This is a genomic window from Actinomadura latina NBRC 106108, assembly GCF_001552195.1.
Taxonomy (GTDB): Bacteria; Actinomycetota; Actinomycetes; order Streptosporangiales; family Streptosporangiaceae; genus Spirillospora; species Spirillospora latina.
Genome location: NZ_BCQS01000020.1, coordinates 210,568 through 232,277, shown reverse-complemented (window position 1 = coordinate 232,277; position 21,710 = coordinate 210,568). Strand labels below are relative to the sequence as shown.

At 71.1% G+C, this 21,710-nt stretch carries 22 protein-coding genes and 1 pseudogene; 9 read left to right on the top strand and 14 right to left on the bottom strand.

Features of this window, described 5'->3' with window-relative positions; genetic code table 11:
• From AL2_RS25870 to AL2_RS25855, 4 genes are all read right to left on the bottom strand, one after another.
• A partial coding sequence (locus AL2_RS25870; RefSeq protein WP_067637882.1) for an acyltransferase family protein occupies positions 1–1,076 on the bottom strand: 1,076 nt, incomplete at its 3' end.
• On the bottom strand, positions 1,073–2,164 hold the full coding sequence (locus AL2_RS25865; RefSeq protein ID WP_067637880.1) for an acyltransferase family protein: 1,092 nt from the start codon (positions 2,162–2,164) through the stop codon (positions 1,073–1,075). The genes AL2_RS25870 and AL2_RS25865, both read right to left, overlap by 4 nt.
• An 84-nt stretch (positions 2,165–2,248) precedes the next feature.
• On the bottom strand, positions 2,249–3,670 hold the full coding sequence (locus AL2_RS25860) for an LCP family protein (RefSeq protein WP_067637879.1): 1,422 nt from the start codon (positions 3,668–3,670) through the stop codon (positions 2,249–2,251).
• A gap of 114 nt (positions 3,671–3,784) precedes the next feature.
• Positions 3,785–4,624 carry a TIGR03089 family protein gene (locus AL2_RS25855; protein WP_067637877.1) on the bottom strand — a complete coding sequence of 280 codons (840 nt, stop codon included), beginning with the start codon at positions 4,622–4,624 and terminating at the stop codon, positions 3,785–3,787.
• 137 nt (positions 4,625–4,761) lie between these two features.
• Here AL2_RS25855 and AL2_RS25850 point away from each other — a divergent pair, with 137 nt between their 5' ends.
• The 3 genes from AL2_RS25850 to AL2_RS25840 all read left to right on the top strand — a co-directional run bounded on the left by AL2_RS25850 (position 4,762) and on the right by AL2_RS25840 (position 9,031).
• Entirely contained in the window at positions 4,762–6,819 is a 2,058-nt protein-coding gene (locus AL2_RS25850) for a hypothetical protein (protein WP_067637875.1), read from the top strand.
• A 168-nt stretch (positions 6,820–6,987) separates the two neighbouring features.
• Positions 6,988–7,908 (top strand): glycosyltransferase family 2 protein, encoded by a 921-nt coding sequence (locus AL2_RS25845; protein WP_376741366.1) that lies wholly within the window; start codon positions 6,988–6,990, stop codon positions 7,906–7,908.
• 4 nt (positions 7,909–7,912) lie between these two features.
• The gene (locus AL2_RS25840; protein WP_067637872.1) at positions 7,913–9,031 is read left to right on the top strand and encodes a glycosyltransferase family 4 protein; all 1,119 of its coding nucleotides are present in this window, start codon (positions 7,913–7,915) and stop codon (positions 9,029–9,031) included.
• Here AL2_RS25840 and trxA read toward each other — a convergent pair.
• The gene (gene trxA, locus AL2_RS25835) at positions 9,012–9,335 is read right to left on the bottom strand and encodes a thioredoxin (protein ID WP_067637870.1); all 324 of its coding nucleotides are present in this window, start codon (positions 9,333–9,335) and stop codon (positions 9,012–9,014) included. The genes AL2_RS25840 and trxA overlap by 20 nt on opposite strands.
• On the bottom strand, positions 9,332–10,300 hold the full coding sequence (locus AL2_RS25830; RefSeq protein WP_067637868.1) for a lysylphosphatidylglycerol synthase transmembrane domain-containing protein: 969 nt from the start codon (positions 10,298–10,300) through the stop codon (positions 9,332–9,334). Before AL2_RS25830 ends, trxA begins: the two co-directional genes overlap by 4 nt.
• A gap of 67 nt (positions 10,301–10,367) precedes the next feature.
• Here AL2_RS25830 and AL2_RS25825 point away from each other — a divergent pair, with 67 nt between their 5' ends.
• The 3 genes from AL2_RS25825 to manB all read left to right on the top strand — a co-directional run bounded on the left by AL2_RS25825 (position 10,368) and on the right by manB (position 13,444).
• Positions 10,368–11,072, top strand: coding sequence for a methyltransferase domain-containing protein (locus AL2_RS25825; protein WP_067637867.1), 705 nt, complete (start codon positions 10,368–10,370; stop codon positions 11,070–11,072).
• A gap of 121 nt (positions 11,073–11,193) precedes the next feature.
• Positions 11,194–12,342: a glycosyltransferase family 4 protein gene (locus tag AL2_RS25820; protein ID WP_157438365.1), complete on the top strand. Its 1,149-nt coding sequence runs from the start codon at positions 11,194–11,196 to the stop codon at positions 12,340–12,342.
• 34 nt (positions 12,343–12,376) lie between these two features.
• Entirely contained in the window at positions 12,377–13,444 is a 1,068-nt protein-coding gene (gene manB, locus AL2_RS25815; RefSeq protein WP_067637863.1) for a mannose-1-phosphate guanylyltransferase, read from the top strand.
• A gap of 78 nt (positions 13,445–13,522) precedes the next feature.
• Here the strand turns inward: manB and AL2_RS38690 are convergent, their stop codons facing one another.
• From AL2_RS38690 to AL2_RS25795, 5 genes are all read right to left on the bottom strand, one after another.
• Positions 13,523–13,795 carry a hypothetical protein gene (locus tag AL2_RS38690; RefSeq protein ID WP_245666915.1) on the bottom strand — a complete coding sequence of 91 codons (273 nt, stop codon included), beginning with the start codon at positions 13,793–13,795 and terminating at the stop codon, positions 13,523–13,525.
• Positions 13,767–14,198 carry a phosphotransferase family protein gene (locus AL2_RS38685; protein ID WP_210748661.1) on the bottom strand — a complete coding sequence of 144 codons (432 nt, stop codon included), beginning with the start codon at positions 14,196–14,198 and terminating at the stop codon, positions 13,767–13,769. The genes AL2_RS38690 and AL2_RS38685 overlap by 29 nt, the downstream gene beginning before the upstream one ends.
• 52 nt (positions 14,199–14,250) lie before the next feature.
• A complete protein-coding gene (locus AL2_RS25805) occupies positions 14,251–14,733 on the bottom strand; it encodes a PIN domain-containing protein (RefSeq protein WP_168444820.1) in 483 nt (160 codons plus the stop codon).
• A 14-nt stretch (positions 14,734–14,747) separates the two neighbouring features.
• On the bottom strand, positions 14,748–15,053 hold the full coding sequence (locus tag AL2_RS25800; RefSeq protein WP_067637859.1) for a hypothetical protein: 306 nt from the start codon (positions 15,051–15,053) through the stop codon (positions 14,748–14,750).
• Positions 15,054–15,158: 105 nt separating this feature from the next.
• Positions 15,159–15,917 (bottom strand): ATP-binding protein, encoded by a 759-nt coding sequence (locus tag AL2_RS25795; protein WP_067637857.1) that lies wholly within the window; start codon positions 15,915–15,917, stop codon positions 15,159–15,161.
• Positions 15,918–16,042: 125 nt separating this feature from the next.
• On the opposite strand from AL2_RS25795, the gene AL2_RS25790 reads away from it, so the two are divergent.
• Positions 16,043–16,432, top strand: a complete 390-nt coding sequence (locus AL2_RS25790) for a helix-turn-helix domain-containing protein (RefSeq protein ID WP_083946902.1) — start codon at positions 16,043–16,045, stop codon at positions 16,430–16,432.
• Here AL2_RS25790 and cofG read toward each other — a convergent pair.
• The 3 genes and pseudogenes from cofG to cofD form a co-directional block, all read right to left on the bottom strand.
• Positions 16,390–17,802 (bottom strand): annotated as a pseudogene (cofG, locus tag AL2_RS25785) (7,8-didemethyl-8-hydroxy-5-deazariboflavin synthase CofG); the annotation flags it as partial. The gene AL2_RS25790 and the pseudogene cofG sit on opposite strands and share 43 nt — an antisense overlap.
• Before the next feature lie 128 nt (positions 17,803–17,930).
• Positions 17,931–19,217 (bottom strand): coenzyme F420-0:L-glutamate ligase, encoded by a 1,287-nt coding sequence (locus AL2_RS25780; RefSeq protein ID WP_067637855.1) that lies wholly within the window; start codon positions 19,215–19,217, stop codon positions 17,931–17,933.
• Positions 19,214–20,167: a 2-phospho-L-lactate transferase gene (gene cofD, locus AL2_RS25775; protein ID WP_067637853.1), complete on the bottom strand. Its 954-nt coding sequence runs from the start codon at positions 20,165–20,167 to the stop codon at positions 19,214–19,216. Before cofD ends, AL2_RS25780 begins: the two co-directional genes overlap by 4 nt.
• A gap of 111 nt (positions 20,168–20,278) precedes the next feature.
• Between cofD and AL2_RS25770 the strand changes: the two genes are divergently transcribed.
• Positions 20,279–21,211 (top strand): hypothetical protein, encoded by a 933-nt coding sequence (locus AL2_RS25770; RefSeq protein ID WP_067637851.1) that lies wholly within the window; start codon positions 20,279–20,281, stop codon positions 21,209–21,211.
• 268 nt (positions 21,212–21,479) lie between these two features.
• Positions 21,480–21,695, top strand: a complete 216-nt coding sequence (locus AL2_RS25765) for a WhiB family transcriptional regulator (RefSeq protein WP_171064042.1) — start codon at positions 21,480–21,482, stop codon at positions 21,693–21,695.
• Positions 21,696–21,710 lie beyond the last annotated feature (15 nt).

The window sequence follows — 21,710 nt, the reverse complement described above, 5'->3', positions numbered from 1 at the left end:
AGTAGACCGAGCGCGATTCCGCCGGCCGTGACGAGCAGCAGGCCGAGCGGGGTCTGGAAGAAGCGGCCGTCGAGCAGGCCGCCGTAGTCGAGGGTCTTCACCACGAGGCCGTGCAGCAGGTAGACGTACATCGTCCGGGTGCCGAGCTCGGTGAACCAGGCGCGCCCGCGCGGGACGGCCGCGAGGAACGCCATGCCGAGAACGGTGGCGATCCCCAGCGCGAGCAGGCGGTACGCCATGCCCTCCAGGGCACCGAAGCCCATGTGCTCGTAGCCGCGGTTCCACAGCAGGACACCGCGTTCCACCTTCGGCAGCACGCTGCCGAGCTGCCACACGTAGGCGATCGGCAGCGCCGCGAGCAGCACGGCGGCGCCCGCCCAGCGCGTCCAGCCGGGGCCGCGCAGCGCCTCGACGCGCTCGCGCCTGACCGTCAGGCCGAGGACGAAGAACGGCAGCAGCCCGGCGGTGCGGCACAGCGTCGAGTCGGAGTTGAAGCTCCAGCTGCCGGCGACCAGGCACAGCGCCACCGACACCGCGACCGGGTGCCGCAGGTGCGCCCACAGCGGGGCGCTCAGCCGCCAGAACACCAGCGCGACGAGGAACCACATCAGGAACTGCGGACGGAAAAGGTCGTGCAAGCTGAACTCGTTGCCCCTGATGGCCACCAGTTGCAACCGGTAAAGGACATCGAAAATCACATAAGGGACGACCAGCGTGGGGAAAATAACCCGGAACTTCTCCGTATTCTTCATGAAGCTGCGGGAGAAGTAGCCGGAGACGAACACGAACACCGGCATGTGGAAGCCGTAGACCAGCGAGTAGGCCGCGTTCACCGCGTGGCTGTCGTTCCGGAACACCTCCCAGGAGTGCCCGAGCACGACCAGCATGATCAAGAAGAACTTGACGTTGTCGAAGTACGCGTCGCGCTGCTTGGGCGCGGGCCGCTCACCGGCCGGCCGGGCGCCGGTCGCCCGCGGGGCGGGGACCACCGGGGCGGGGACCGGCGGGCCGGGGACCACCGGGTCCGGGACGGTGACGGACGCGGAGGGGCGCGCAGGGGGGAGGATGTCGGTCATGTCTCCGAAGGCTTCGTCCGCGGTGACCCGCCCGGCCGCCGGAGCGGGGTGAACACCCAGGTCATCTTGGGTTCCAGCGCCCAGCTCATGGACCGTACGACGGGCTTGGAGCACAGGGCCGTCCCGACCACGAGCGCGCCGCAGATCACGATGACGACGCCGGGCGGGGTGTGCATCCAGTCCGCGCCCCACCAGCCGGTGAAGTTCAGCAGCCGGGTGACGAACCCGTGCAGCAGGTAGGCGTAGAGGGTGTAGGCGCCGAGCTGGGTGAACCAGTGGCGGCGGCGCGGGATCAGGCTGAGGAACGCGGCGACGAACACGGTCGCGCCGACGAACATGGCGAGCCGCATGAGCGTGCCGGTGAAGTTGCCGACGCCGAGCTCGAAGTGCGCGTGCTTCCAGTAGATCCAGTTCCGCGACATGTGGTTCATGACGAGGTAGGTCCCGGTGAGGCCGAGCGCGAGCACCACCGCCCCGATCGGCCGCGCGATCGGCTTCTTCAGCAGCTCGAAGTGCTCCGGCCGCAGCGTGAGGCCGAGGACGTAGAACGGCAGCAGCCCGAAGACGCGGTGGATGTCGAACGTCCCGCCGAGGTCGCTCATGTACGACAGCAGCGCGAACCCGACCGCCACCGCGAGCGGCCAGCGGATCTGCTGCCAGACCGGGGTGGACAGCCGCCACATGAACAGCGCGATCAGGAACCACGTCAGGTAGTACGGGTTGAGGAGGCTGATCTCCAGCTCGTTGCGCCCGGCCAGCCAGTCGTACAGCGAGTAGGCGGTCTCGAACACCACGTACGGCACGCCGACGTGGGTGATGAGCTTGCGCGCCTTGCCGCCGGAGAACGTCCAGTTCCGCGAGAAGTAGCCGGTGATCACGATGAACAGCGGCATGTGGAACAGGTAGATGAAGATGTAGAGGCCCTTGGCCATCGGCACGTTCAGCAGGTTGGCCAGGGAGTGGCCCGAGACCACCAGCAGGATCGCGAAGTACTTGGCGTTGTCGAAGAACGGGTCGCGCTGCTTGCGGGGCCGGGGCGCCTGCGCGCCCGCCGCGGTGACGGCCGTCCCCGCGGCGGGGGACTCCACCGCCTCGGGCGACTGCGGCTGTGGGGGGCGCGGGGCTGTGTCGGCTCCGGAGGGCCTGGTGGTGTACGTCATAGGGCTGCCCGGTCAGGTCTCCTTGCAGATGTTGTCGCTGGCCCGGATCTCACCCTGCTGCTTCGGGATGCCGGCGCCGGCGCTCTTCAGGTTCTTCCAGTCCCGTCCGACGACGAGGTCGACGACGCCCGGGGTGGCGCCCTTGCCGCGTGCCGCCGGCTGCGGCTTGCTCGGGATCAGCTCGGCGAGCGTCTGGGCCTGCTGGTCGGCACCGGTACCGTACAGCACCCTGGTGCTCGCGGTGGTGGAAGGCGCGTTTCCGCCGACCGTCACCTGGAAGCCCTGCGACTCCAGGTCGCTGGCGACGCGTCCGGCCTGCCCGTTGATGCCGCTGCCGTTGTAGACCCGCACCCGCACCTGGCTCGGCGGGATGTTCGAGCTGCCCGGCTTCGGCTCCTTGGGCACGGTCTTGTCGTTGCGGACGGCGGCGAAGAACGGCTGCGCCGCTTCGGTGAGCGCCACCCGGTTGATGTCGGCCGGGTCGGGCCCGGACGGGACGGTCACGAACCGCAGCTTGCCGGAGGTCATGCCCTGCATCTCCTGGGCGATGTCCATCATGACCTGCGGCGTCAGTTCCTTGTCGGTGGTGAGCGACTTGGTGATCGCGTTCATCAGCGAGTAGAGCTTCTTGGGGTTGCTGAGCACGCCGGCGCTCATCGCCTTGTTGGCCAGGGCGCCCATGAACTTCTGCTGCCGCTTGATGCGGTCGGTGTCGGAGCCGTCGCCGAGGCCGTGCCGGACCCGCACGTAGGCCAGCGCCGTCTCGCCCGAGATCATGTGCTTGCCCTTGGACAGGTGGAGCCCGGACTTGGGGTCGTCGACCCGCTTCGGCATGCACACCGGGACACCGCCGACCGCCTTGGTGATCGTCTTGAACCCGGTGAAGTCGACCTGCATGAAGTGGTCGATGCGGATGTTGGAGATGCTCTCGATCGTCTTGATGACGCAGGCCGCGCCGCCGTTGGTGAACGCCGAGTTGATCTGGGCGCGGGACTGCGCCGGGAGCGTCCCGCCCCTGCGGGACTTGCAGGACGGCATCGGGATCATCAGGTCGCGGGGGAAGCTGATCCCCATCGCCTGGCCGCCGCCCGGCGACAGGTGCAGCAGGATCATCGTGTCCGAGCGGGGCAGCTCGCTCTTCAGCGAGCGCCCGTACTTGCCGTTGGCCCCGGCGCGGGTGTCCGACCCGAGCAGCAGGATGTTCATCGCGCTGTTCAGCTTCTTCGGCCGGTTGGGGCCGAGCTGCGCGTTGACGTCCTCGTGGGAGATGTTCCCGAACGCCTTGCGGTACAGGCCGTAGGCGGTGAGGGAGCCGACCACCATGACCGCCGACAGCCCGATGCACACCCATCCGAGGATGCGCCAGCCGCGTCGCGGCGCCGGCTGCGGGTCGGCGTCGTCGACGTACTCCATGTACATCGGATTGCTGTTCATCGGCTCCGTGGTCCGGGTTCTCAGCGGTTCTTGGTGGTGTGGGGGTCATCCCCCACAACGGGATCGCCCGCTTTCAGGGGTCGGGTGACGGGTCCTGGGCAAGGGAAGCGTAGGTCAGGGGAGCCGGTAGGGGGACCCGGATGAGTCATTCGGTCCGGGCGGGCCGGCGACCACCGTCACATGCTCCACGGTCAGACGTCGATCTAGGGCGGCTTTGTCAAAGTTTCGTTGGATTATGACGGAAGCACCCGACGCTAGTGGTGCGAGCAGCGCGATCAGTAGCCCGTCCAGTGTGGCGAAGGGCATGTCAACCAGGAGCCGGTCGCGTGCGTCCAGCTCCCATTTCGCGGCGGCCTCGCGTGCGGCCGCCACCAGCTCGCCGCCGCTGAGTGTGGCGTTTGTCACACTCAGCGCGGGTGTCTCCGGTGTCACTTCCGCCCCCGGGTCGAACCGGTCGCCGTACGTGCGGACCTCGTCGGCGTAGTCCGTCACGCCGGGCGGGCAGTCGGCGAGCGGGCCGCCGAGCGCGTGCAGCGAGAGCCCGACGATCTCCTCGGCCTCCGCGTCGTCGACCACGTCGTCCAGCACCTCCTGAGCCGCCGCCAGGATGTACGGCCCGGACGCACCCGCCGGTTCGGCGCCGCGCCCCCGCACGGCCTCCGGGGCGACCGGCTCGGCGACGAGCCCCGCCGACCAGCAGGCCATCAGCCACACCGCCGTCTGCCAGTGCGGCGGCAGGACGAGCACGACCCGGGTGCCCGGTTCGGCGCCGAGGCCGTCCACCAGGAAGTTCGCGGTCTTGGCGACCCAGTTGTCGAACGTCCGCGCGGACAGCTCGACGCGCTCCCCGGCCGCGTCGTCGTAGAAGGTGACCAGCGGGGTGGACGGGTCGTCCGCCACCCGCCGCCGCAGCAGCTCAGCGGGCGTGGCCGCGCTCGGGTCGTGTGCGCTCATGGCCCGAGCGTATGCCCGCATGATCGTCCGGGAGCCACCACCTGCCCGGTGCCGCTACGCTCCGCACGGGTGGATGACCACCCCATGAACCATCGGCAAGCGGACGAGCGCTGCACTCACGAGCACGGAGCGGGTAGATGAACGCTGGTCGGCTGCTCGTGCGCCTCACCGTGGCCCCGGCGCTGCTCCTGGTGGCGTGGCTGGCGGTCGCGCTGCCGCTGCTGATGGCGGGCGTGTTCCACCCGGCCCCGGCGTTCGCGCTGTTCGTGCCGGTCGCGGCCCTGGTGCTGCGGTACGGGCTGCGGTACCGGCCCCGCGGCCTGCCCGAGGCGGCGCGGGGGAGCCTGAGCGGACGCGGCGCCGACGAGGTGCCCTGGTGGACGACCGGGAGCGTCCTCGCGATCACCGTCGCGTTCCTGGTGCTCCAGGTGGTCATGTGCTCGGAGCAGATCGTCGTCCGCCGCGACCCGGCGTCCTACGTCCAGTTCGCGACCTGGCTGGCCGAGCACGGGTCCCTGCCCATCCCTCAGATGACGGACGCGTTCGGCGGGCCGGATGCCCTCCTCCGGTTCGAGAGCCCCGCCTTCTACTCCGACGGCGGCGCGATCGTCCCGCAGTTCATGGCCGGGATGCCGCTGGTCCTCGCGCTCGGCGGCTGGCTCGGCGGCACGCACGGGATCCTGCTCATGGCGCCGCTGCTCGGCGCGTGCTGCGTGCTCGCGTTCGCCGGGCTCGTCGCGCGGCTCGTCGGCCCGCGCTGGGCGCCCGCCGGGGCGCTGCTGCTGGCGCTGACGCTGCCGATGCTCTACGTCTCGCGCAGCACGTTCAGCGAACTGCCCGCGATCGTCCTGCTGCTGGGCGGGCTGTCGCTGATGGACGACGTCCGCCGCGAGGAGGGCCGGGCCGCCGCTGCGAAGGCGTTCCTGGCGGGCCTCGCGCTGGGCCTCATCGTGCTCGTCCGCATCGACGGGCTGCGGGACGTCCTGCCGGTGCTCGCGTTCGCCGGCCTGCTGATCGGGCTCCGGCGGCGCACCGGGTACTGGGTGGCGGGCGGGCTGCTGCTCGGCGCGGCCGCCGGGCTGGCCGAGGGCTTCACGCTGTCCCGGCCCTACCTGCGGTACCTCGATTCGTCGCTCAGGCCGCTGCTGGCGATCAGCGCGGCGGTGCTCGTCTCCACGGTCGCCATGGCCGTCCTGCTGCGCCTGGACCGGACGGGGGCGCGGCTGCGGGGGCTGGGCACGGCGGTCGCGCGCGGCCGGCTGCCGGACGTCGCCGCCGTGCTGACCGTGCTGGCGGTGGCGGGCTTCGCGGTCCGGCCCCTGGTGCAGACCGTCCGCCGGGTGCCGGGGACGAGGGACGACGAGCTGAACGTCCGGTTCATCGAGATGGTGCAGCGGATCCAGCACCTCCCCGTGGACGGCACCCGGCAGTACTCGGAACTGTCCCTCTACTGGGTCGTCTGGTACATCGGCGTCCCCGCGCTGCTGTTCGCGACGCTGGGCGCGGCGCTGCTGGTGCGGCGGCTGCTGGGCGGGCGCTCGCCGGAGTGGCTGCCGTCCTGCGCGCTGATCGTCTGGACGGCGACGCAGGTGCTGATCCGGCCGGGCATCACGCCGGACCATCCGTGGGCGTCCCGGCGGCTGATCGGCCTCGTCATCCCCGGCCTGCTGCTGTTCACCGTGTTCGCGTCGGCGTGGACGGTGCGGCGCGTCCGCCGGCTCGGGTACGGGCCGACGCTGGTGAACGGCGGCGCGGTCGCCGGTGTCGCGCTGATGCTGGTGCCGATCGTGCTGACGTCCGGCGGGTTCCTGGTGACCCGGACGGAGCAGCACGAGGTGGGCGCCGTGAAGGGCATGTGCGACGCGTTGCGGCCGCGCAGTTCGGTCGTGGTGGTCGAACAGTCGACGGCCGACCGGTTCCTGCAGGTCGTGCGCGGGATGTGCGGGGTGCCCGCCGCGCGGACGACCGGTGGCGCCACGCCCGCCGACGTGCGGCGCGTCATCGCCGGTGTGCACCGGGCCGGGCGGCGGCCGGTGGTCATGGCGGCGAAGCCGGCGCAGGTCGCGCCGTACGGGACGCCGCGGCGGGTCCTGCACGTGCTCACGCGGCAGGACGGGCGCACCCTGAGCAAGCCGCCGGGCGGGACGTGGGGGCTGGCCATGGACGTGTGGATCGCCGAGCCGTCCGCGCGGTAGCCCGCCCGTTCACGTGCCGCAGGGGCCCCGTTCACGCGCCCGCACGGGCGACGAGGCTGCTGAGGTAGGCGAGGGCGAGTATCCTCGCGCTGCGTGAGCACCCAGTCTGCCGAGCCGACGTCCGACACCGCGCCCGCCGAGGCGCCGCCCGCCGAGGTTGTGCCCGCGGTGGTGCCCGAGCCCGCGGAGCCGGAGTCCGGGCCCGTCCACGTCACGATCGTCCTGCCCTGCTACAACGAGCAGGACCACGTGATCGACGAGGTCGAGCGCATCTGCAAGGCGATGGACGACAGCGGCAAGAGCTACGAGCTGCTGGCCGTCGACGACTGCTCGACCGACGACACCCTCGCCCGGCTGCGCGAGGCGGAGCCGCGCTTCCCGCACATGCGGATCATGGCGTTCCAGCACAACAGCGGCTCGGGCACCGTGCGGCGGATCGGCTCCCAGCAGGCCCGCGGCGACATCGTCGTGTGGACGGACGCCGACATGTCGTACCCGAACGAGCGGATCCCCGAACTCGTGGACGCCCTGGACGGCGACCCGTCCATCGACCAGGTCGTCGGGGCGCGCACCACCGAGGAGGGGACGCACAAGATGCTGCGGGTCCCCGCCAAGTGGTTCATCCGCAAGATCGCCGAGCGGCTCACCAACTCCAGGATCCCGGACCTGAACTCGGGGCTGCGCGCGTTCCGCCGCGAGGTGTCGCTGCCGTACCTGCGGCTGCTGCCGCCCGGGTTCTCCTGCGTCACCACGATCACGATCGCGTTCCTGTCGAACCAGCACCCGGTCCGGTACGTGCCGATCGACTACGCGAAGCGGGCCGGCAAGTCGAAGTTCCACTTCACCAAGGACGCCTACCGCTACATCCTGCAGGTGCTGCGGATGGTCATGTACTTCAACCCGCTCAAGGTGCTGATGCCGCCGGCGCTGTGGCTGATTGTGATCGGGCTGGCCAAGGGCGTGTTCGACATGGTGGTGCACTTCGGCTACTTCGCCAACAACACCATCATGATCTTCGTGACCGGGTTGATCATCGCGTCGCTGGCGCTGCTCGCCGACCTGATCGTCCGGTCGCGCGGCGACGTCTAGCGGCATGCGCGTAGCCATCGTCGGACCGGCGTTCCCGTACAAGGGCGGCGGCGCCCGGCACACGACGGAGCTGGCGCACCGGCTGGCCGCCGCCGGGCACGACGTCGTCATCGAGTCGTGGCGCGCGCAGTACCCGTCGTTCCTGTATCCCGGGCAGCAGACGATCGCCGAGCCGGAGGGCGAGCCGTTCCCCGGCACCCGGCACCGGCTCGACTGGCGGCGTCCGGACGGCTGGTGGCGCACCGGCCGCGCGCTGCGCTCGTGCGACCTGGTGGTCCTGGTGGTGCTGAGCACCGTCCAGGTGCCGTCCTACCTGGGGATTCTCGCGGGGATCCGGGGCCGGGCGCGGGTGGTGGCGCTGTGCCACAACGTGCTGCCGCATGAGCGCAAGCCGTACGACGAGCCGCTGATGAAGCGGCTGCTGCGGAAGGTGGACGGGGTCCTGGTCCACACCGAGGCGCAGGCCGAGGTGGCGCGCGGCCTGACGGGCCGTCCCGTGCGGGTCGCCGAGATGGCCGCGCACCTGCCCGCGGCGGGGGTTCTGCCGCCGGGCGATGACGGCGGTGACGGCGGTGACGGCGGTGACGGCGATGACAAGGTGCGCCGGCGGCTGCTGTTCTTCGGGATCGTCCGCCCGTACAAGGGCCTGGACGTCCTGCTCCGCGCCCTGGCGGAGGGCCCGGACGACGTGGCGCTGACCGTCGCGGGCGAGTTCTGGGGCGGGCTGGACGAGACGCGCGAGCTGGTCGGGTCGCTGGATCTGGCGGCGCGGGTGGAGCTGCGCCCCGGATACGTCCCGGCCGCCGACGTTCCGGGGCTGTTCGCCGCCGCCGACGCGCTCGTCCTGCCCTACCGGACGGCGACGGCGTCGCAGAACGTCTGGATGGCCTACGAGCACGGCCTGCCGGTGATCGCCACCGACGTGGGCGGCTTCGCGGCCCAGATCCGCGACGGCGTCGACGGGCTGGTCTGCCGCCCGGACGACCCCGCGTCCCTGGCGGACGCGCTGCGGCGCTTCTACGCGCCGGGGGAGCCGGAGCGCCTCCGCTCCGGCGTCCGCCCGGTCGACCACGCCCCGCTGTGGGCCGCCTACCTCGACGCGCTCACAGGTGCGGTTCGATGACCTTCATGAGGGCGCGCTTGGGCTTGGCTCCGACGATCTGCTCCACGACCTCGCCGTTCTTGAGGAGCAGCAGGGTCGGCAGGCCCATCACGCCGTACTTGTTCGGCGTCTCCGGGTTCGCGTCGTAGTCCATCTTCGCGATCCGGATCTTGCCGTCCTGCTCCTCGGCGATCTGCTCCAGGACGGGAGCGATCATGCGGCACGGCCCGCACCAGTCGGCCCAGAAGTCGACGAGTACCGGGGTGTCGCTCTTGAGTACCTCGTCCGCGAACGTCGCGTCGGTCACGGTGATCGGGGCCGTCACGGTCCCTCCTTCGTAGGCTGTGTTCCCGTCACAAGCTCTTTGGAGGGCGGTTCATTCCCGGGGCCCGGCGCGGTACGCCCGAGCAGGAACGCCACCCCCGCGTTGATGAGGTCGGCGAGCGTCAGCAGCACCCGCGACGCGATCGCGACCACGACCGGCGCGCCCGCCGGCAGCACCGGCGTCAGCACCACGGTCAGCGCGGCCTCCCGCGCCCCGATGCCGCCCGGCGCGATGAAGACGAGGAAGCCGGCGACGAACGCCAGCGCGTAGGCGCCGGTCGCGACGAACGGCAGGCCCGGCCCGTCGCCGCCGACGGCCATGCAGAGCAGCCAGGTGTGCACGCCGAACAGGACCCACCCGAGGACCGTCCAGCCGACGGCCCGCAGCGTGACGCCGAGGCTCACCGGGTGCTCCAGCGGCGGCCGCCGGATGAGCCTGAGCATCGTCCCGAGCGCCCAGGTCACGATCTTCGGGTGCAGCAGCGCCAGCAGGACGGGCGCGAGCAGGAACAGCCACCAGTACTCGTCGCGGGCCGTCGCGGACGTCAGCGGCAGCGTCACCGCCGCGACCGCCAGCCCGCACGCCGTGGACGTCGCGACCGCCAGCATCGTCGACCCGAAGCTGCGCTCCGGCGGCACCTCGTGCTCGCGGGTCATCTCGATCTGCGTGACCAGCGCCCACACCTTGCCCGGCACGTACTTGCCGAGCTGGGAGATCCCGGAGATCCGGAAGATGGCCCGCACCGGCAGCGGCGATCCGAGCCCGGCGAGGAACTCCCGCCACCCCAGCATCCAGATGAAGAGCCCCGCCAGCCCCGCGGCCAGCGCCCCGGCGAGCGCCGGCCAGGACATCTCCTGGAACGCCCGCACCGTCGCGTCCCACTGGGAGGCCACGCTGTAGCCGCAGAACGCCAGCGCGAGCAGTACCAGCAGCACCCGCAGCGCCCGCACGGCGACGACCTTCATCCTCACCCGCCCAGCCTAGGCGAACGCGGCCTCCCGCCCGCCCGCGCGGCCTTAGAGTTGGGGAACGATGAAGATTTCCGATGTGGTCGCCTTCATGGGGCACCAGGTGCACGTGTGCCGGTACCGCGAGGCGGGGACGCTTCTCGGCTGGATGGGACGCGACCTGCGCGGCAAGCGGGTCCTCGACGTCGCCGGCGGCGACGGCTACTGGGCCGGCCGGGCGCGCCGGCGCGGCGCCGACGCCGTCTCGATCGACCTCGCCCGCGGCAAGATGGCCTACGGGCGGACGCTCACGCACGCGCCCGCGCTGATCGAGTGCGACGCGCTCAAGCTGCCGTTCGCGGACGGGTCGTTCGACGCGATCCTGTCCGTCTGCGCGATCGAGCACTTCGACGACGGCGGCAGGTCGCTGGACGAGATGGCGCGAGTGCTGAAGCCCGGCGGTGAGATCTTCATGTCCGCCGACGTGCTCAGCCGCGCCGACACCTGGCCGAAGCTGCGCGACGCGCACAAGGCCAGGTACCACGTCCAGCACACCTACACGCACGACAGCCTCAGCAAGCTGATGGACGAGCGCGGCCTCGACCTGGTCGAGCACAGCTACCAGTTCCGCACGGCCGCCACGGAACGCCTCTACCTGTCGCTGTCCACCTACGGCGGGAAGGTCGGCTTCAACGCCGCCGCCCCGCTCACCCCGCTCGTCGCCCTCGCCGACCGCGGCGCACCCAACGAACGCGGCAGCATCGTCCTCGTTCGGGCGCGTAAGAGGTAGCGATCGGGTAGGGCCCATCGTGAATGACGTGGAACGAGGTCACCCGAGCGTGTGCCCGGCGGGCGTAGGCTCGGAACGTAAAGAGTGATCTACGGCACCGCGCTGGATGGGGGAGTGGACCGTGGCGACTCGAATTCTCCTTGACGCCACCGCCGTGCCCGCCGACCGCGGCGGGCTCGGCCGGTACGTGGACGGGCTGCTGCGCGCCCTGCACGCGCAGGGCGCCGATCTCGCCGTCGCCTGCCAGCGGGTGGACGAGAAACGCTACGAAGGGCTCGTCCCGGGGGCCCGGGTCGTCGCCGGCCCGGCGACGCTGGCGCACCGCGCCACCCGGCTGGCCTGGGAGCAGTCCGGCCTGCCGCACGTCGCCGAACGCGTCGGCGCGGACGTCATCCACCTGCCCACCTACACGATGCCGGTGAGCGCCGTCCTGCCCACCGTCGTGACGATCCACGACGTGACGCTCTTCACCGAGCCGGAGCTGCACGACCCGGTCCGGACGTCGTACATCAAGTCGGCGACCCGCACCGCCTCCCGGCGCGCGACCCGGCTGATCGCCCCGTCCCGCGCGACCCGCGACGAACTGGTCAAGGTGCTCGGCGCAGACCCCTCCCACATCGACGTCGCCTACCACGGCGTCGACCACGAGGTGTTCCACCGCCCGTCCGAAGCCGAGGTCAAGCAGGTCTCCGACCGCCTCGGCCTGCACGGCCGCCACTACGTCGCGTACCTGGGCGCGCTGGAACCGCGCAAGAACGTCCCGAACCTGATCCGCGGCTGGGTCGAGGCCTGCGCCGACCGCCCGGACCCGCCCGCGCTCGTCCTGGCGGGCGGCGGCGGCTGGGACGACGAGGTCGACGCGGCCCTCGCCACCGTCCCGCTGAACCTGCGCGTCCTGCGCCCCGGCTACCTGCCGTGGCCGTCCCTGCCCGGCTTCTTCGGCGGCGCCCTGGTCGTCGCGCTCCCGAGCCGCGGCGAGGGCTTCGGCCTGCCCGTCCTGGAAGCCATGTCGTGCGGCGCGCCCGTCCTGACGACCCGCCGGGGCTCCCTCCCCGAGGTCGGCGGCGACGCGGTCGCCTACACCGAACTGGAGCCGTCCGGCATAGCGGCCGCATTGACCGCCCTCATCGACGACCCGTCCCGCCGCGCCGAGCTGGCCGAGGCCGCCCACGCCCGCTCCCGGGAGTTCTCCTGGTCGGCGTCCGCCGAGGCGCACATGGCCTCCTACCAGCGCGCAGTCGACCAGTACGCCGCATCCCGCACCCACTAGGCTCTCTCCAACCGCGCGTGGAGAAAGGAACCGAGTGGAAGCGATCCTCCTGGTGGGAGGCCAGGGCACCCGCCTGCGCCCCCTGACGATCTCCACCCCGAAGCCTCTGCTCCCCACCGCCGGCGTGGCGTTCCTCGCCCACCAGCTGGCCCGCGCCCACGCCGCCGGCGTCGAGCGCATCGTGTTCGCCACGTCCTACCGCGCCGAAATGTTCGAAGCGGCCTTCGGTGACCACGCGTACGGGGTCGACCTCGCCTACGTCAGCGAGGAGGAGCCGCTCGGCACCGGCGGCGCCATCCGCAACGCGGCCCGCGCCCTGACCTGCGCCCCGGACGACCCGGTCCTGATCCTCAACGGCGACATCCTCTCCGGCCACGACGTCCAGGCCCAGGTCAAACTGCATGAAGAGGCAGCCGCCGCGGTGACCCTGCACTTGACCGAGGTGGACGACCCGTCCCGCTTCGGGTGCGTCCCGACCTCCGCCGACGGACGGGTGACCGCCTTCCTGGAAAAGACGCAGCACCCGGTCACGAACCAGATCAACGCCGGCTGCTACGTGTTCCGCCGCTCCGTCATCGACACGATCCCCGAAGACGAAGTGGTGTCGGTCGAACGCGAGACCTTCCCGTCCCTCATCGCGTCCGGCGCCGTGGTCATGGGCCACGTGGAGTCGGCCTACTGGCTGGACGTGGGCACCCCGGAAGCCTTCGTCCAGGGCTCGCGGGATCTGGTCCTGGGCGCCCTGGCCTCCCCCGCCATGCCAGGCGAACCGGGCGAACGCCTGACTCTCCCCGGCGCCCGCGTAGCCCCCGGCGCCGTAGTGCGCGGCGGGACGACCGTGGGCCGCAACGCCGTGATCGAATCAGGCGCCACCGTGACCGGCAGCGTCCTCCTGGAAGACGCGTTCGTAGCCGAAGGCGCGACCGTCCGCGACTCCGTTCTGAGCCGGGGCGCCCGAGTGGGCCCCGGCGCGGTCCTGGACGGCGTAGTCCTGGGCGACGCCGCGGTAGTGGGCCCGGGCAACGAACTGCGCCCCGGCCTACGAATCTGGCCGGGCATAGAACTACCTCCCACGGCGATCCGCTTCTCCACCGACACCTGACCCGCATTCGCACGTGTGATCAGGCGAGATCGACAAAAGGCTGCGGCCCCGCGATGGGATTTCCCCCGGCTTCCGGGACTATCCGAGCAGCATCAGGAGGCGGGCCGCCTGCTTCCGGAGGACCTCGCCGTGGGCCGGTGACCTGCGGCTATTGAGCGTGATCCTGAGCAACCAGAACACGGCAAGAAGGCGTCGGCAATGCGTAAGCCTGCCGACCTCCGCCGAATCCAGATCGAAGCAGTCCAGTACGCGGTCCATTCCGGGACCGTTTCCCGCTCGCATCGAAATGTGCTCGGTCAATTCCGCCAACTCGTAGGGACGATCACTGCGGCCCGAGTACTCGAAGTCCACCAGGCGCACCTCGGTGCCGTCCCACAGGAAGTTGGCGAGGTTCCCGTCGCCGGTGCCGAACACGGGCCGCGTCCGCCGTCCCCGCCCGAGCCGGCAGGCCGGCCAGCGTGCGCAAGGGGATCGCTTCCTGGGCCCGAGCAACCGCACCGGCGACCGCCGCAGCCAAATCCGCGGTGACTTCACCGTCCAGCGGCACACCGTCCAGCCGGGACATCACCACGGTCGGCGGCTCGGCGTCCAGATCGGCACTGATCGGCGCGGGTGCGGTGCCCGGCGTGTGCTCATGCAGCAGGGTCAGCGCCCGCCACTCGCGCAGAGGTTCACCGTTGTCGCGCGAGCGATACCGCTTGACCACCACATCAGCCCGCATCTCCACCTCATGCGTGCTCGACCGCCCGTCCACGAACACCTCCTCCGGCTTGCGACCGGGACCTCGCCCTGGCCCCTGCCAAGATCTAGCGGCGGCGTCGGGCGTGACGTCGCATGCCGTCCACCTTCTGCCGGAAGAGATCCGGGGTGACGATCGGCGTGCCGCGCCATGGTGACATGGAGATCAGGTCCACGTCGTTGCTGACGATCAGCAGCGCGCCGACTTCGGCCGCGAGGTCGAGGATCAAATTGTCCTCGTAGTCGGGGCAGTCATGGACGGTCCGCGGCGGGTCGACGATATCCCCTTCGCTGTGCTCGGTGATGGCGACCAGCGCCGTCAGGTACGCGCCGGCCTTCGCGTCCTCCCATTTGAACAGTTCCACGAGGATCCGTTCGACGTTTCGCAGGATGTGCGGAGACACCCACAGGGAGAACTCTGCGGCGTCGTTCGCGACGCCCAGACAGTCGGCCGAGGCGTTGCCGGAGGTCGGTGGCGGGGACGGCCACGAGCGGAAGGGGCTGTTGCCGGTGGCCGCCGCCGTCACCAGCACGTTGATGTCGAAGACCACGGGGGCCGGCATGGTCAGGCGCCGCCCTTGCCCTTGAGGAACTCCCGGACGCGGTCGGGCACGTCGGCGGGTTCGATCCCGAGTTCGGCGGTGCGCTGCTGCCCGTAGGCCTGAAGGTCGCGAAGCTGCTCGGCCAGCATGATCGACTTCATGACGCGGTAGGTCGCGCGGAGGTAGGCGGACCGGTTTCCGTCCCCGAAGTAGTCGACGAGCTCATCGAGGACGGGCCGGTCTTCGGCCTGGACGGAGAACCCCAGTGTCTGCGCCTTGTCGTGATGGCGCGGGGCCTTGCGCCTCGACTTCCCGATGTCAGTACCCATGAGGTCCAGTGTAGTTCGCTGCTTGCCAGAAGCAATTCATTGCATGTGAGGGCCGCCTCACTCGGTGCTGTTTGATGTGGCGCCCTGGATGGGCGATGGCTCGGCTCATTGCAGGGCGGGGGAGCAGGACGGGGCGGGGGCGGCGTCGAGGTGGTGGACGAGGAGTTCGGTGGTTTCCTGGAGGTCGATGAGGGGGCGGCGGAGGTAGCGGTGCGGGGTGGACCACCAGCAGAAGGTTCGTCGGTGGACCCAGACGTTGAGGGTGGGGAGGACGAGGACGGAGAGGCCGTCGTCGGTGGTGTTGCGTTGACCTTTGAAGCCGCGGTGGGTGAGGTTGAGGAGCAGGTGGTGTGCGGCGGTCCCCGGGTGGACGCGGTAGTGCAGGCCGGGCCAGTCGTGGCGGAGTGGGAGGGCGAACCAGACCGTCTTGCCGGGGACGGACGTGGTGTCGACCCGGGATCGGGTGGGGGCGCAGCCCCAGGCGGCGGTGACCTGGCGGACGAGTTCGAGGCCCTTGCCGTGCTCGTCCAGCAACCCGGCCCCGGAGGCGTGCGGTGTGGTCGTTCGCGCGCCGTCGAAGACGGAGACGACGAGTTGCGGGGACGGGACGGTCCGCGCCCAGATCCACAGTTCGGGCGTGGTGGGCGGCCGGTCGCCCTTCGCGCACCTGGCGTGCCGTAGCGCGTTGGTGGCGGTTTCGGAGACGGCGAGTTCGCCGTCCTCGATCACGTCCTGATCGAGTCGCAGTTCGGACATCGTCCGGCGGAGGAGCCGACGCGCCGCCGCCGGCCCGCTCTCGTCCCCGGGCAGCCGCCACGCGCACAACCCCCCGGTCACCAGCCCCCACGCCCCCTTGACCTCCATCGAGCCATACCTCCCGTCAATCCGGTTCGTCCACAGCCGTAGCGATTCAGGGCAGACGTGACCTCTTCCGCTTGATCGCGTTCGGTGTGCGTTCGGTCGCTGATAGTGTTGCTTGTAACGAGTCAATGTGCAACGTTTCACTTCGAGACGTCTCAAGATTCTTAGAGGCTGAGCCCGAACAACTACGGGAGACTTCACTCATGACGGCGAGGATGGAGACATTCCGCGGCAGGCAGTTGCGACGGGAGCTGCTCCGCCTGCGAGAGGTGGCCGGCCTGTCGATGGAGGACGTCGCGCAGCGGCTCGACTGGTCCAAGGCCAAGATCTCCCGCATCGAGACCGGGCGAACCCGTGTCACCCCGAGCGACGTGCGCCTCTTGGCGGAGGAGTACGGCGTGACGGACGAGCAGGAGCGCCAAGCTCTGATGGACCTGGCCCGGAAGGCGCGAAGGCAAGGCTGGTGGCACAACTACGCGCGCGCGAGAGCCGCCTTGACATCCGCGTCGAAGCGCTGAGGCGCGGCCATGCGCTCCTTCAGCGCGTCCCAGTCCCCGTAGACCTCGTCGAAGTCGTCGCGCCGGTCGCTGGTCCGCCCGGCCGTGTCGATCGACGTGTGCAGATCCGTCCGCCCGGACGCCTCGAACCCGCCGTCGGGCTCCTGCCACGGCCGCCCCGCGGGCACGGCGTCCTCGCGCGCCAGCCCGGTCTCCGGATCGGCCAGGGCCGCGACGTGCCCGATCAGCCGCGGGTCGAGCCACGGCTCGCCCCGCCGCACGTACTCGGGATAGATCGTCAGCCGTTCCCGCAGCTCGAACCCCGACTCGGCGGTCTGCTCGGCCAGCTCCTCGATCTGCGGCCACGGCCGTTCCGGGTTCACGTGATCGGGCGTCACCGGCGAGACCCCGCCCCAGTCGTCGATCCCGGCCCGCAGCATCAGCGCGTACTGGTCGGCGACCAGGTTCGGCGGCGCCTGCACGCGCGCCTTCGGCCCGAGGACGAGCCGCGTCACCGCGATCGTCGCGGCCAGCTCCGCCAGCTCCGCGTCGGGCGTGTCGCGCATCTTCGTGTCGGGCTTCGCGCGGAAGTTCTGGACGATCACCTCCTGGATCGCCCCGTACTCCCGCATCGTCCGCCGGATCTCGAAGATCGCGTCCGCGCGCTCCTCGACCGTCTCGCCGATGCCGATGAGGATCCCGGTGGTGAACGGCACGTTCGTGCGTCCCGCGTCCTCGAGCACGCGCAGCCGGACGGCCGGGTCCTTGTCCGGCGACCCGAAGTGCGGCCCGCCGCGCTCGCTGAACAGCCGTGTCGCGGTCGTCTCCAGCATCATGCCCATCGACGGCGCGACGGGCTTGAGCCGCTGGAAGTCGCGCCAGGTCAGCACGCCGGGGTTCAGATGCGGCAGTAGCCCGGTCTCCTCCAGCACCCGGATCGCCATCGCGCGCACGTACGAGAGCGTGTCGTCGTAGCCGTGCGCGTCCAGCCATTCGCGGGCCTGCTTCCACCGGTCCTCGGGACGGTCCCCGAGCGTGAACAGGGCCTCCTTGCAGCCCATCTCCGCGCCCTGCCGCGCGATCTCCAGGACCTCGTCCGGGCTCAGGTACGGCGAGTCCAGTTTGTGGGGGACGGTCGCGAACGTGCAGTACCCGCAGCGGTCCCGGCACAGCCGGGTCAGCGGGATGAAGACCTTGCGGCTGTAGGTGATGACGCCCGGGCGGCCGGCGGCCTCCAGACCGGCGTCCCGGGTGCGGGCGGCGTAGGCGAGCAGATCGTCGAGCTGCGCCCCGCGGGCCTGCAGGAGTGTGGTGGCCTCGGATCGGTCCAGTGTCTTGCCGTCACGCGCGCGGGCCAGGGCCCGGCGAAGAGCGGAGCTCGTCGCGTCCATGCGGGCACTCTATGCCAATCGTCATAATTTGCGCCGCGTCGGGGTCCCGGAAAAGGCCCCGCGAAGAGGCCAGCCCAGGACACCCGCGATCTATTCCCGCTCAGCGCACCCCACTCAGCGCACCTCGCTCAGCGCACCTCGATGAAGGCGCCGGCGCTCCGCGCCGGGCGCTCGCGCGGCGGCGCGGCGGCGCGGCCGACGCCGACGGCGCCCATCGGGTCCCAGCCGGCCGGCAGATCGAGCACGTCGCGCACCGCGTCGCGGCAGAACATCGTGCTCGACACCCAGCAGGACCCGAGCCCCTCGACCGCCAGCGCGACCAGCAGGTTCTGCACGCCCGCGCCCGCCGCCACGACGAACATCTCCCGCTCGGCCCGCGCCCGGCGCTCGTCCGGATAGTCGTGCGAACCGTCCATGACCAGGCACGGCACCACCAGGTACGGGGCCCGCCGCAGCACCTCGCCGCGCCGCAGCCGCTTGACGACCGACTCCGCGGAGAAGCCGTCGCGCCGCAGGTCGGCCTCCCAGGCGTCGCGCATCGCGTCCAGCAGCCGCGTCCGGGACTCCGCCGACTCCAGCAGGACGAACCGCCACGGCGTCGTGTGATGCGGCGCCGGCGCGGTGATCGCGGCCCCCACGGCCCGCCGCACCGCCGCCGGATCCACCGGCTCCCCGGTGAACTCCCGGATCGTGCGCCGCGCCCGCAGCACGTCGGCCGACCCGAACCGGAACATGTCCTCGTCGGGCGGGCGTACCAGCGCCCGAGCCCCCGGCCCGTCCCCCGGCGTGACGATCCCGGCCAGCCCCCGCACAACGGCGATCGGCACCCCGTCGAGCTTCCCCTTGACCAGTTCCCCCGCCGCGGCGATCTCGTCCGCCACGGCCGTGATGGTGGCGTCGAGCCGATTCCCGTAGGAGTCGTCCCGCCCGCGCAGATCGCTGAGCGGCTCCAGCCCGGCCACCCCGATGGCCGCGTCGGTCAGCCCGTTCCGCCAGGGCCGCCCCAGGGTGTCGGACACGATCACGCCCACGTCCACGCCGGCCCGCTCCCGGACCCCGGCCCGGATGCGCCGCGCCGACGCGTCCGGGTCCTCCGGCAGCAGCAGCACGGTCCCCGGCCGGGTGTTGGACGCGTCCACGCCGGCCGCCGCGAGCACGAGCCCCTGCCGCGTCTCCACGATCCGCGTCTCGCCCCGCGCGTGCGTCCGCCGCGCCACCACCCGGACGGTCTCGGCGTCGATGGCCTTCTCGCGGTCGTCCGCGACCAGGACCCGGCCCTCCGCCTTACTGACGATCTTGGACGTGACGACGAGCACGTCACCGTCCTCGACGGCGCCGGCCGGAACCAGGGCCGCGATGTCATCGCCCTCGGCGACCTCCGGCAATCCCGCGAGGCCGAAGACCTCGAGCCTCATTCGGCGTCCTCCGCCCGCTTGAGCTCCAACGCCAGATCGAGCGCCGCGCGCGCGATGTCGGCCGTCGCCCGGTCGTCGCTCATCAGCAGCGGCCGGGACCGGACCTCGATGCCCTCGACGCGCACGTCCGCGTCGGCGTCGGCGACGAGCCACCCGTCCAGCAGCCCCAGGCCGTAAAGCTCGGCGACCGCCCGAGCCGACGTCTCGACCCCGATCGCGGTCAGGCAGGCGTCGGCCATTCCCCGCACCGGCGCCCCGCCGATGATCGGCGAGACCCCCACCACGGTCTTCGCGGCGATGGCGTCCCGGATGCCGGGCACCGCCAGGATCGTCCCGATGCTCACCACGGGGTTGGACGGCGGGAACAGCACCACGTCGGCAGCCTCGACCGCCGCGAGCACACCGGGCGCCGGCTTCGCGAGTTCCGCGCCCACCGCCGCGATCGACAGCGCCGGGACGGACGCGCGCATCCGCACCCACCACTCCTGGAAGTGGATCGCCCGCCGCCCCTTGTCGTCCTCGACGACCACATGCGTCTCGACCTGGTCATCGCTCATCGGGATGAGCCGCACCCCCGGCTTCCACCGGTCGCACAGCGCCTCGGTGACGGCCGACAGCTTGTACCCGGCCGCCAGCATCTGCGTCCGGACGATATGCGTGGCGAAGTCCCGGTCCCCGAGCCCGAACCATCCGGGCCCGACCCCGTAGGCGGCGAGCTCCTCCTTGAGGGTGAACGTCTCGTCCTTCCGCCCCCAGCCCTGCTCCTCGTTGATGCCGCCGCCGAGCGTGTACATCACGGTGTCGAGATCGGGGCACACCCGCAGCCCGAACAGCGAAATGTCGTCCCCGGTGTTGCCGATGACGGTGATCTCCGCCTCGGGAGCCGCCTCCCGCAGCCCCCGCAAGAAGCGGGCCCCGCCGATCCCACCCGCCAAGCACACGATCTTCATGCCCCAAACCCTACGGCGCTCCCGGGCGGGAGGTGTGTGGGGTCGCCGCCCCGCACGAGACTATGCAAAGCTTTGTCGTGTAATGGATTGCCTCGGTCTGGAGAATTCACCGTGAACAAGGAAGCCGTCCAGCGCCTGCGCGAACCGGCCGCCTGGGTACTGCTCGCCGCGGCGGGACTGCACTTGCTCGCGGGCCTCATCTACCTGCTGGGCGGCGGTGGGTCGTTCACCGGGCGCGCGCTGGGCGAGACGCAGGGCGGGACGTTCCTGCAGATCGCGCTCGTCGGGGTCCTCGTCCTCGCGGTGCTGCTGGTGACATGGGGGGACGCCCCGACGCCGCAGGCCAGGACGATCACCATGGGGGCGCTCGGCGTCCTCGGCGGCATCGCGCTGTTCGGGGTGATCGCGTGGCTCAGCGGGATGCTCGCGGACTCCGAGTACATTTCGGCGCTGACGAAGCTGGCGGCGTTCCTGGAGGGCGCCGGCAAGCTCGCCATCGTCGGTGCGGGCGGCTGGTTCGTCTTCACCGTGTTCCAGGGGATGCAGCCGCCGCGTCCGCAGCCCCAGCAGCAGGGGTACCCGGACTTCGGGTACCAGCAGGGGCAGCCGGGCCAGCCGGGCCAGCAGCAGTACGGGCAGCAGCAGTACGGCCAGCAGCAGTTCGAGCAGCAGCAGTACGGGCAGCAGTACCAGCAGTACGGCCAGCAGCCCGGCGCGGAGGGCCAGCAGCAGTACGGCGGCCAGTCCGGCGCGGAGGGCCAGCAGCAGTACGGTCAGCAGCAGTACCAGCAGCCGCAGCAGTACGGCCAGCAGGACTACCAGCAGTACGGCGCGCAGAGCGGCGGCTACCAGGCCGGCCAGCAGCAGGGCCAGCAGCAGGGCCAGCAGCCGTCCGCCGACCAGGAGGACATGGGCGAGTGGACGCGCGCCTACGGCGGCTCCGGCCAGGACCAGGGCCCGCAGGGCACGCAGCCCGCTCCGCCGCAGAGCGGCGAGCAGGGCGGCGACTGGTACCGGGACAACCGCCCGCCGCCGCCGCAGTGATCCGCGCCCGCCGCTGACCGTCCGATTAACCGAATCTTCAGCCAAAAGTCTTCGCGGTTGTCCCGGCATAACCCGTTTTGTCGCCCAGGAAAGCTCTCCGGCTTGACGGGGCGGTCGCTGCACGCGTGTAATTTCGTCCGTGTAGTTTCAATGCCTTCTCGGGGGAAGGAACCGGAGGGATGGCATTGACCAGGGGGTTCCACGGGCAGGGAGGTGCGCTGTGAGCGAGGTGGTCATCCCGCTGGCGCACGGCACAGACGGCGAAGAGATGGGTTGGCAGGAGCGCGCCCTGTGCGCGCAGACCGACCCGGAGGCGTTCTTTCCGGAGAAGGGCGGCTCGACTCGCGAGGCCAAGAAGGTGTGCCGGGCATGCGAGGTGCGTACGGAGTGCCTGGAGTACGCACTGCAGCACGACGAACGCTTCGGCATCTGGGGAGGACTCTCCGAGCGGGAGCGGCGCAAGCTGAAGCGCCAGGCCGTCTAGGACGGAGCCGTCTAG

Excerpts from the sequence above, each read along its gene's own strand:
- AL2_RS25860 (WP_067637879.1), bottom strand. The coding sequence starts at position 3,670 with ATGAACAGCAATCCGATGTACATGGAGTACGTCGACGACGCCGACCCG.
- AL2_RS25855 (WP_067637877.1), bottom strand. The coding sequence starts at position 4,624 with ATGAGCGCACACGACCCGAGCGCGGCCACGCCCGCTGAGCTGCTGCGG.
- AL2_RS25850 (WP_067637875.1), top strand. The coding sequence starts at position 4,762 with ATGAACGCTGGTCGGCTGCTCGTGCGCCTCACCGTGGCCCCGGCGCTG.
- AL2_RS25840 (WP_067637872.1), top strand. The coding sequence starts at position 7,913 with ATGCGCGTAGCCATCGTCGGACCGGCGTTCCCGTACAAGGGCGGCGGC.
- AL2_RS25830 (WP_067637868.1), bottom strand. The coding sequence starts at position 10,300 with ATGAAGGTCGTCGCCGTGCGGGCGCTGCGGGTGCTGCTGGTACTGCTC.
- AL2_RS25825 (WP_067637867.1), top strand. The coding sequence starts at position 10,368 with ATGAAGATTTCCGATGTGGTCGCCTTCATGGGGCACCAGGTGCACGTG.
- AL2_RS25800 (WP_067637859.1), bottom strand. The coding sequence starts at position 15,053 with ATGGGTACTGACATCGGGAAGTCGAGGCGCAAGGCCCCGCGCCATCAC.
- AL2_RS25795 (WP_067637857.1), bottom strand. The coding sequence starts at position 15,917 with ATGGAGGTCAAGGGGGCGTGGGGGCTGGTGACCGGGGGGTTGTGCGCG.
- AL2_RS25790 (WP_083946902.1), top strand. The coding sequence starts at position 16,043 with ATGTGCAACGTTTCACTTCGAGACGTCTCAAGATTCTTAGAGGCTGAG.
- AL2_RS25780 (WP_067637855.1), bottom strand. The coding sequence starts at position 19,217 with ATGAGGCTCGAGGTCTTCGGCCTCGCGGGATTGCCGGAGGTCGCCGAG.
- cofD (WP_067637853.1), bottom strand. The coding sequence starts at position 20,167 with ATGAAGATCGTGTGCTTGGCGGGTGGGATCGGCGGGGCCCGCTTCTTG.
- AL2_RS25765 (WP_171064042.1), top strand. The coding sequence starts at position 21,480 with ATGGGTTGGCAGGAGCGCGCCCTGTGCGCGCAGACCGACCCGGAGGCG.